This window comes from Nocardia wallacei (assembly GCF_029868745.1).
GTDB classification, from domain to species: Bacteria; Actinomycetota; Actinomycetes; order Mycobacteriales; family Mycobacteriaceae; genus Nocardia; species Nocardia wallacei_B.
Map to the genome: position 1 here is coordinate 1 of NZ_JARWOP010000082.1, position 8,287 is coordinate 8,287.

8 protein-coding genes are annotated in these 8,287 nt (G+C 67.4%); 1 reads left to right on the top strand and 7 read right to left on the bottom strand.

Translation table 11 applies throughout. The features are described from left to right. From QH470_RS05685 to QH470_RS05695, 3 genes are all read right to left on the bottom strand, one after another. Window positions 1-321: hypothetical protein (locus QH470_RS05685; protein WP_280271199.1), on the bottom strand; the 321-nt coding region annotated here is incomplete at its 3' end. Between the two features lie 113 nt (window positions 322-434). Then, a complete protein-coding gene (locus tag QH470_RS05690) occupies window positions 435-1,190 on the bottom strand; it encodes a hypothetical protein (RefSeq protein WP_280271200.1) in 756 nt (251 codons plus the stop codon). 897 nt (window positions 1,191-2,087) lie between these two features. Further along, window positions 2,088-2,936 (bottom strand): hypothetical protein, encoded by an 849-nt coding sequence (locus QH470_RS05695; protein ID WP_280271201.1) that lies wholly within the window; start codon window positions 2,934-2,936, stop codon window positions 2,088-2,090. Window positions 2,937-3,743: 807 nt separating this feature from the next. On the opposite strand from QH470_RS05695, the gene QH470_RS05700 reads away from it, so the two are divergent. Further along, a complete protein-coding gene (locus tag QH470_RS05700) occupies window positions 3,744-5,153 on the top strand; it encodes a helix-turn-helix domain-containing protein (protein WP_280271202.1) in 1,410 nt (469 codons plus the stop codon). A 422-nt stretch (window positions 5,154-5,575) separates the two neighbouring features. On the opposite strand, the gene QH470_RS05705 is transcribed toward QH470_RS05700, so the two are convergent. The 4 genes from QH470_RS05705 to QH470_RS05720 form a co-directional block, all read right to left on the bottom strand. Next, window positions 5,576-6,043 (bottom strand): hypothetical protein, encoded by a 468-nt coding sequence (locus tag QH470_RS05705; protein WP_280271203.1) that lies wholly within the window; start codon window positions 6,041-6,043, stop codon window positions 5,576-5,578. Further along, the gene (locus QH470_RS05710) at window positions 6,040-6,855 is read right to left on the bottom strand and encodes a hypothetical protein (RefSeq protein ID WP_280271204.1); all 816 of its coding nucleotides are present in this window, start codon (window positions 6,853-6,855) and stop codon (window positions 6,040-6,042) included. Before QH470_RS05710 ends, QH470_RS05705 begins: the two co-directional genes overlap by 4 nt. Before the next feature lie 50 nt (window positions 6,856-6,905). Then, window positions 6,906-7,730 carry a hypothetical protein gene (locus QH470_RS05715; RefSeq protein WP_280271205.1) on the bottom strand — a complete coding sequence of 275 codons (825 nt, stop codon included), beginning with the start codon at window positions 7,728-7,730 and terminating at the stop codon, window positions 6,906-6,908. Between the two features lie 91 nt (window positions 7,731-7,821). Then, window positions 7,822-8,127 (bottom strand): hypothetical protein, encoded by a 306-nt coding sequence (locus tag QH470_RS05720; protein ID WP_280271206.1) that lies wholly within the window; start codon window positions 8,125-8,127, stop codon window positions 7,822-7,824. Window positions 8,128-8,287 lie beyond the last annotated feature (160 nt).

Here is an 8,287-nt window from a genome sequence, read left to right on the forward strand (position 1 = left end):
GCAATGGTATTGGCCCGCGGCGACCGCGCGGGCCGCGCGGTCGAGGTCGAGGTTGGTGGTCTGCGCCAGCGGCCCGGTGAGGACCTCCACCCGTCCGGTGCCGGGATGGAACCGGGCCTCGGTGCGCAGCTTGCGGTACATCGTGAACACCGGGATCCACTGCGGCGGCGCGGTATCGGCGGCGAGCTGGCGCGCAGCTTCCTCCGCGAGGGCCACCCACAACTCGAGACTGTCGGGGGTGTGGGTCGAGGTATCGAACACCTCGTGCAACGCGACCGCCACAGCGGCGAGACCGGCAGTGGTGCGGGTGATCTCGTTCATGACAATCAGGGCCTTTCTCGAAAATGATCGATGACTGATAAGGGGGCGAGCTGGGTGAGGGCTGTGGCCGGTCCGGGGAACACCAGTCGTTCGCGGCGGACCGTCACAGCGGATTACCGGCCGGTCGCGAGGGCGAACTTCTTGGGCCGCTCGCAGGTCTGGCGGGCGGTGCCCACAGTGGTGAGCTTGACCAGGGCGTTGTGTACCGCGCCACTGCTGCGCCCCAGCACCTTCCCGATCTGGTGCGGGGTGAACTCGGTGCCAGGGGCGTCGCGCAGGTGCTTCTCCACCTGCGCCCGCAACGCACCCGGAGCCAGCTTCTCCCCGGGTGAGTTCTGCTGCCCCGCAGCCACATCCGGTCCACCGTCCTCGGTGCCGGTGGCCGGGGCGGCCGTTTCGCCGCCCATGTCGCCCGCTGCGGCCGATTCCGGCGTGGTCTGCGCACCGGTCGCGGGTTCGGTGTCGCCGGGCGCGTCGGTGACGGATTCGGTCGGGGGGCTGTCGGTGTCCCTGTCCGGTTCCTCGTTCGTTTCGGGCCGCGCTGCACCCGGTCCGTCGACCGGTTCGGCCGGGGTGGCCGGGGCGGCGGGTGCCCAGCGTTCGGCGGTGCGGGGGTTGTCCGGGTCGCGGTCGCGGCGCGCGGTCCCGGCGTTGTGCCATCCGGACAGGATGCGCCGGGCGGTGGAGCCGCCGATCCCGGCCGCGTCCGCCAGTTCGGCGGCGGTGAATCCGGGATTGTTCCGCAGCGCGACCCACAACGCTTTTTCGCTGTCGGTGCGCAATACAGGCGCGGCAGCGGCCGGGTCGGGTGTTGTTTCGGTCGTGCGGGTTTCGGCGCGCTTGGTGGTGTTCTTCTTTCGAGCGGACATGACAGTTCCTCCCTGATAGTGGGGGAATTCGTGGGTATTCGGTCATGTCCCGGCCGGGACGGAAACCACGCCGCGCCAACCGGCGCACCCGGCGGGTGCGGCGGTGTTCCCATCACCATGGACGCTCGATAGGGCTATGAATGTCAAGGGGGTACGTATAGAAAAGTTTTCTACCCCGAATTCCTCTCCACTCTTCCCGACCGCGAAATTTGCTATTCGAGTCGAATTCGACTCCTCTCGCAATTCATCTCCGGTAATCGAGTCGATCCGGGGGGCGACAAAGAGGACCGGTCCGACTTCCCGCGAGAGTTCGGTAGCGGCGAAATGAGGTTCGAATTGCCGGTCAGCTCGGGATGGAGCACCGGCACCAGCGAGATCACCGGGTATTCCGGTCCTCGCCTCGTTCAGCTCTCTGCCGACGAATTCGGTGGTGTCGTCCTCACTCGGAGGCTCCGGCGCGACGGCGATCCGACCGGCCCGAGCGCAACCATCGTGAACGTGCCTCCGCAATCAACGACTCGCCGGAACACGCGACCCCGCCCCGTCGCGTCTCTCGAACACGCAGCAGCCCTGACACAGCTCGCCACGACCCGACGCAGCAATGAGTACGGCCCCCGGGAGGCCGGCGAGGCCATCGGTCCAGCGAATAGTCGTCCAAGGACAACTCGCGACGTAACGACGCCGCTGCCGTGCCTCACCGCCCGACCCCCGCATCGGCCCTCTGCCACCAGGTTACGGACGGTCGCGGCGGTGTCCGCTACGCAGAGGCCGGGCGCTGGACCGACGCTCGTGCGAGCCGACAGGGTGAATACCGTCGGCTCGCAACGAGTTCCGGGCATGCTCCAGGCGTGGCTGCGTGCTATGCCGGGCTATCGGCGGCCGGACGCGGCGGCTGGGTTACGGGTGCGGATGGTCCTCGATGATTTCTGCGTCGTGAACGGTGGCCTCGTCGGTGATGGGTGCGGCGGGCAGGCGGGGCTGGTCGTCGAGGGTGTGTTGTGGGCCTTGGATCAGTTCCTGTGCGTGCTCGCGCATTTCGGTCAGTCCTGCGAGGAGGTCGTTCGTTGTGTCGATCCCTGTTTGTGTGGACGCGAGGAAGGCGACGACCGCGGCCATGGCGGCACCCGCTCGTTTCACAGCTGACCGGCGCGTACCCATGATCTTGACTCCGCAGCCGAACAGCTGGTTCGCGCTGGCGATCACGGGATTGCTGCCGAAGAGGCGAATGTTGTCCAACAACCACTCGATGTGGTCGATATGCCCACGAATTTCGTTGTGCAGCAACGGCGGAAGGTCCGCGTCGACCAACAGCATGCGCCATTCACCGAGTGCGGTGCGGAGCCGGTGCGCGGCGTCGGCGGTCACGGTCTCGCTGGACTGCTGGTCCATCAGCCTGAAGAGGGTACCGAGACCGGCTAGGTGATCGAGAATCGTGGAGTCGATGAGCCCTGTGGCCGGGCGCTGGACGCTGCTCCATGCGGTGCGCGGCACAACCGCGTCGTACCAGCGCGGGATGTACTGCAGATACCGTTCCCGGTCCTGATCATGCTTGGCGAGCCCGAGTACCCGCTGATGAACGTCGGTGAACAGCATGACGACCGCGGCGTGGCGCCGGGCGAACTCCGCTGTCCCCACAGGTTGGCCCAAGACCAATTCCCATCCCTTCTGGATGGTGGTGCCCTGGCTGTTCTTGACCTGCTGGAGAAGGTTGTACAGCGCCGTCGCCGGGTTGGGCGAGATAGTCATCGAAATCCTGTCGCGAGTTCATGATTGGTGGAGTTGAGCAGCGCAAAGGGCGCTCTGCCCGATGCGCAGCGATGGTGCAGTGCCGGACGAATGAGTGACGGGCGAGTGCGCGCGGTCAGCCGACACACGCGCAGCGCGGAGCCTGGCGTTCGCCCCTCTGCGGGCCGCCGCCGGCGATCCTGGCGAGCAGGTAGGTGGCGAGCCGTCGTGCGGCTGCGCGGAGGGTCGCCCGCATGCGGCGGATGCCGACATCAGAGTGCCCTACACCACTGCTTTCGGACACCAATGAACTGACCTTGTTCGATAACATAGATCTGCTTTCGTGTTTTGCAAGGAACCGAAGCGGACACGGCCTCACCCGGTTGCGACGGGTGGGGCCGTTCGAAATTCGATGACGAGAGCATTCTGCGGCCGGGGCCGTCCTGGTGTCAGGACGTCAGCATGCGAGGCCCGGCGAAGAGTCGGAGCCGAGTTGCTGGTCGCCGCCACGCGGACGATGCGCTGCTCGGCGTGCTGCCGCAGAGACTATGGGCTGTCTAGATGCCGGTCGCAGCCACCAGGCGATAGTGCACGACCAGCAACTCCCGCAGCGGCCCGGAAGATCCGACTCGCCCCCGGGAGCGGCACCTCGTTCGAAACGATGGACATGGCTGGAATCGTAGCCATAGCGGCTGGCTCCCGCCACATCCAACCCTCAGCAGAAGAAGACGCTACATCCTGCCACAGTGGAATATATTGCCCATATTGCCAGGTGGTCGACTTGGGCCAAGGGTGGGATCCCAGGCGGGTACGTGGCATAGTTTCCTCATGGATGCGCCGGACGACTGGAAGAGGCTGGCCGAGTACATCGTGACGCGGCGTGAATCGCTCGGTATGGACTCACGCCGAGCCCTCGCCGACGTGACCGCGCTGAGCTATCGCTTGCTGGGTGATCTCGAACGCGGTGTGAGACAAAGCGTCTCGGAGGGGACGCTTGCGTTGCTGGAGCAGGGGCTCGCCTGGGAGCCGGGTAGCGCCAAGGCGATCCTCGGCGGTGGCGAACCCACCCTGAAAGGTGCGCCGCCACAGGACGGCGGCGAGTGCAATCCGACCGCGTGGATGCGCGCACTGAGCGACGCGTACCGGGTAGCCACCGAACTCGCCACCGCAGGCCAGGTCGACCATGCTGGGCGGCTCACGCGAGCGCTGGCCGATATCAGCCAATCGCTGATTGCGTACTCATCGTTGACCGACACTCCACCGGCGTATGAGTTCGAACCGATCCGCTCGGTATCACCTGGTGAGTCATCGGTGCGTTCTGATCGCGCCCATGGTGAGCGCCCCGCGCCGACCGTCCTGCGAATTGCACTCGGCCGGTATATGAGACAACTTCGAGAACAAAGAAATCTCACCAGGGAGAGGGCGGGAAAACTGCTCGGTTGTTCCTCGCTCGACATCCGCATGCTCGAACTCGGCCAAGTCGCATTCGGTAAAGAAGAGATAACCCGCTTGCTCAGGCTCTACAAGGTGGACGACCCCCGGACCATTCGGGAATGCACCAGGCTCGCCACAGAGTCCAGCAATTCCGGATGGTGGACGCGTTACGACGATATTCTCCCGAGCTGGTTCAGGAAGTATCTGCATCTCGAGCAAACCGCGACCGCTATTCGCACATACGAGGCTCAGTTCATTCCGGGTCTGCTACAGACCGAGGACTATGCCCGAGCGATCATCGGCGTAGCGGGCGACAGTGTAGAGACGGAACGACGCGTACACCTGCGCATGGAAAGGCAACGGGTGCTCGAAATGCCTCGCCCGCCGCATCTTTGGGCGATGATCGACGAAATGGCCCTGCTGCGCAGCCCAGTGACAACTGCCGTGATGCGCGACCAAATTGCGCACTTGGTAGAAATGAACGACAGGCCCAACATTGTCATTCAGATAGTGCCCGTCCGAAAGAACGTACAGGTCCACGATTCGTCCTTCAGCATGCTGCGATTCCGAGACCCCATACACCCCGACATCGTCTACATAGAACAGCTCACCAGCGCCTTCTACATCGACAGAAGACGCGACGTCGACAAGTATGCAGCACTCCTGGACAAACTGAGTGTCAGCGCGCACAGCCCGGATAAATCCACTAAGGCTCTGCAACTCCTCCAGGATGAAGTGAACGTTTACGCCATTACCGACGCCGATTCGAGCTATCCCACCCGCGTCCACCTGCACGTGGGGTAAGCGAGCACGAGTATCACGACGAGGGCAGCCGGAACGAGCCGGGGACTCGCCGGCCCTCGACGAGGAGCCGTCACCGAGGGCGCCGGTGGCTCTTTGCGCGCGGGCTGATGCGCTCGTTGTACGAGTCGAAGCTGAGCCACCCCCGCCCATGCCGCGACGACACCGGCGATCGTGCCGACGAAAGTGAGTACCAGACCGGCTGCCTCGTGTGGCTTCACGCAACTGCAATCGCCCGAACACGCACTTCTGTTGCCGCGGCGCACCATTCGAAAGGTGCGGAGCGACGGTGCGGAGGCCAGTAGTCGGATTGGGCCCGAAGCTCATTGTGTGCCGACAGCGTGAATGCTGTCGGCACACAACGGGTTTCGGGTTCGCCGCGAGCTGGCAACTCGCTATGGCGGGGGGCTATGGCCTCGGCACGTTCACCAGGTGTTCTCCTCCGGTGGCGGGTGGCGGACCGGGTAGCCGAGTGCGGCCAGCTGGTCGCGGCTGATCGGTGGCTGTACCTCGTTCCAGCGCAGGCGATGCCACTTCCAGCCGCAGCGGCAGGCCGGTGGTGCGGGCACCGGCCAGTCGTGGCCCGGGTCCCCGCACACGAACGGGGTGCCCGCGTGGCAGGGGTAGGCCGGGCAGTCGATCACGACGACGTCCTCGCCACGCCCGGCCGGTCCCGGTGCGGTGTGGTCGGCGGGCCGGTCGGGCACGGTCTCGCCCGCCGCGACCAGGCCGTGTTCGGAGGTTTCGACCCACAGGTGTGCCAGCCAGGCTCGCTGTTTGGCGTCGGTGAGGGTGTCGGCGTCGATGGCGTAGCAGTGCGGGGGCTCGCCGTCGTGCCGTGCGGGACCGGCCACCCACACCGTCCACACCCCGGTGGCGGCTTGCGGGGTCATGACCGCGCTCCCCGCCCCGTGTCCTCGGCCGGTGCCGGGGGCGCAGGCGGGGCGAGCGGGTGGGCGAGGTGGTGTGGGAATTCCTCGGCGGTGAACAGTTCGGCCTCGAGCACGGTCTCGCGGTATTCGGCGAGCTGCCGGAATTCCTCGTCGAGTTCGGTCGCGGTGAACTCGGCCCGCCACGGTTCGTCGTCGATGACGGCGGTGCCGGGGAGGTCGGCGGTGCGCACCGCGGTCGCGATCGCCTCGAGCTGCCGGGTGAGCACGGTGAGGTGGTGCATGGCTTGCAGTTGGCGTTGCTGGAACCGGTGGCGCACCCGGTCGCGCTGGATCTCGCGGAACCGGTCCATCCGCGCCTGCCAGTCGGTGCGGTCGACGGCCGGGTCGGCAGGGGCCAGCCTCCACGGATACGTCAAATACCGTATGCCGCCCGGGGTTTCCACGAAACAGGTCGTGAGCGCGTCGTCGCCGGTGTGGACATACACCACCCGCGCGGCGACATGCCGGGTGTGGCGGGGCGTCACCTTGTCACCGACCTGGACCGGGCAGTCCGGGTCTCCGGCGGGCCTGAGGTCGGCGGCCCGGGTGGGCTGTGCGGGGTCGGGTGTCGGGTTGGTCATCACGAGTTCCTCTCGGCCGGGTTGTGTCGAATACGGTTGGCGCTGTGGGGGTCCGGGCCGCGCCGGGTGTCCGGTGCTGGGGGTGGTGCACTCGTCGCAGACGCCGATCAGGCGGTTCCGCATCAGGTTTCGCGCCGCGATGGTGACGGTCCGGAATTTCCGGCAGCGTTCGCAATATCCGATCGTGCGCACGGTCGTACTCCTTTCTGTCGCAGTACTTTTCGGGAGATCGGGCGGTGTGGTCAGTCGGCTCGGATCAGGTCGGCGGCGGCCAGTTCGGCGCGCAGTTCGCGGAGTTCGTCGAGGGCCTCGTCGAAGTCGCGGGCGTCGAGTTCGGTCGTGGTGTCATCGCCGTGGTCGGGAAGGTGTTCCTGCCACAGGTCGCGGGCGAGGGCGGCGAGTTTGCGGGACAGGGCGTCGGCGCGCTCGGCCAGGGCGTGGGCGCGCTGTCGCACGAGCGCGGTGGCGTGGCCGCGCTGGAGGGCGTGCATCCGGTCTCGCCACTGGTCACTCGCGCCAGCGGCGGGCAGCAGTTCCCACGGGCGGACCGGGACACGCTCGCCGGACGCTGTGCGCACCGTGCATTCGAGCAGGCCCTCGCGGAAGAACACCTCGACCACCTCGCCCCGCAGGGCGGGGCGGTCGGCGAAGGTGACCTCGTCACCGACCAGGACCGGGCAGGAGGCATCGAGCACCGTGACCGGCGTCGTCGAGCCGTCCTCAGCCGGTGCCGGGTCCGGTCGGGGCGGCGGGGCGGGTGTGGGGTGGCTGGTGTGCAGGTCGAGCAGGAACGGGCCGTGTGAGGAGATCGGGACCATTCCGGCGAGGTCCGGGGAGCGCAGGTCGGTGCTCCACTGGGCGAGGTCGCCGGCGAGCCCCGGTGCCTTGACCTCGGCGCCACGCGCGTCGAGGAAGGCGTGGGCGTCGAGTCCTCCGTAAGCGGCCCAATCGAATTCGACGTACCGCACGTGCGGGGCGCGGCGGGCGATCTCAGCGACGATCGCGGCGAGGGCCGGGGCGGTGAGGGCCTGTTCCCGGGCCGGGCCGGTGGGCGGGTGCGTGGTCATGGTGGCGGGTTTCCTTCCGGTGGGTGTGGGTGAGGTGCCGGTCCGTCCTGCCGCCGCGCGGGCGGCGGAACGGGTCGGAGGGTGTGTCGTGTCAGGGGCCATTCGGGTCGTTCCTGTCGGCGGGCACATCTGCCGCTGATGCACGGGCGGGCGTTCCGATTGGGTTCCAGGCGGTGGGGAGGGGTCCGCCGGTGGTGAGGTGGGTGTCGAGGGCGGCCATGAGGTCGCTGGCGTCGCGGTACAGCTGTTCGAGGCGGTCGTGGTGGTCGGCGCTGTCGCGGGCCGGTTCGACGCGGTCCTCGTCGGCGTTGTAGGCGGTGATCTCGGCGTCGATGCGGTGCTGGAGTGCCCGGAACCGGGCGAGGGTGTCGTCGGGGTCGAGCGTGTCGTGGGTCATGGTGGCGGACCTCCTTGCGATCGAACGGGTTTCGGGTGACCCCACGCCGGGCGCGGCGCGCGTGGCGCCCCCCGCGGGGGTGGTGAGGCGTTGGGGTCGGCGGGGGCGGCGGCGCGGGCGGTGGGGGGGGGGGGGGGGGCGGGGGGGGGGTGGGGGTGCA

Coding starts and splice junctions, on each gene's coding strand:
- QH470_RS05690 (WP_280271200.1), bottom strand. CDS start 1,190: ATGTCCGCTCGAAAGAAGAACACCACCAAGCGCGCCGAAACCCGCACG.
- QH470_RS05695 (WP_280271201.1), bottom strand. CDS start 2,936: ATGACTATCTCGCCCAACCCGGCGACGGCGCTGTACAACCTTCTCCAG.
- QH470_RS05700 (WP_280271202.1), top strand. CDS start 3,744: ATGGATGCGCCGGACGACTGGAAGAGGCTGGCCGAGTACATCGTGACG.
- QH470_RS05705 (WP_280271203.1), bottom strand. CDS start 6,043: ATGACCCCGCAAGCCGCCACCGGGGTGTGGACGGTGTGGGTGGCCGGT.
- QH470_RS05715 (WP_280271205.1), bottom strand. CDS start 7,730: ATGACCACGCACCCGCCCACCGGCCCGGCCCGGGAACAGGCCCTCACC.
- QH470_RS05720 (WP_280271206.1), bottom strand. CDS start 8,127: ATGACCCACGACACGCTCGACCCCGACGACACCCTCGCCCGGTTCCGG.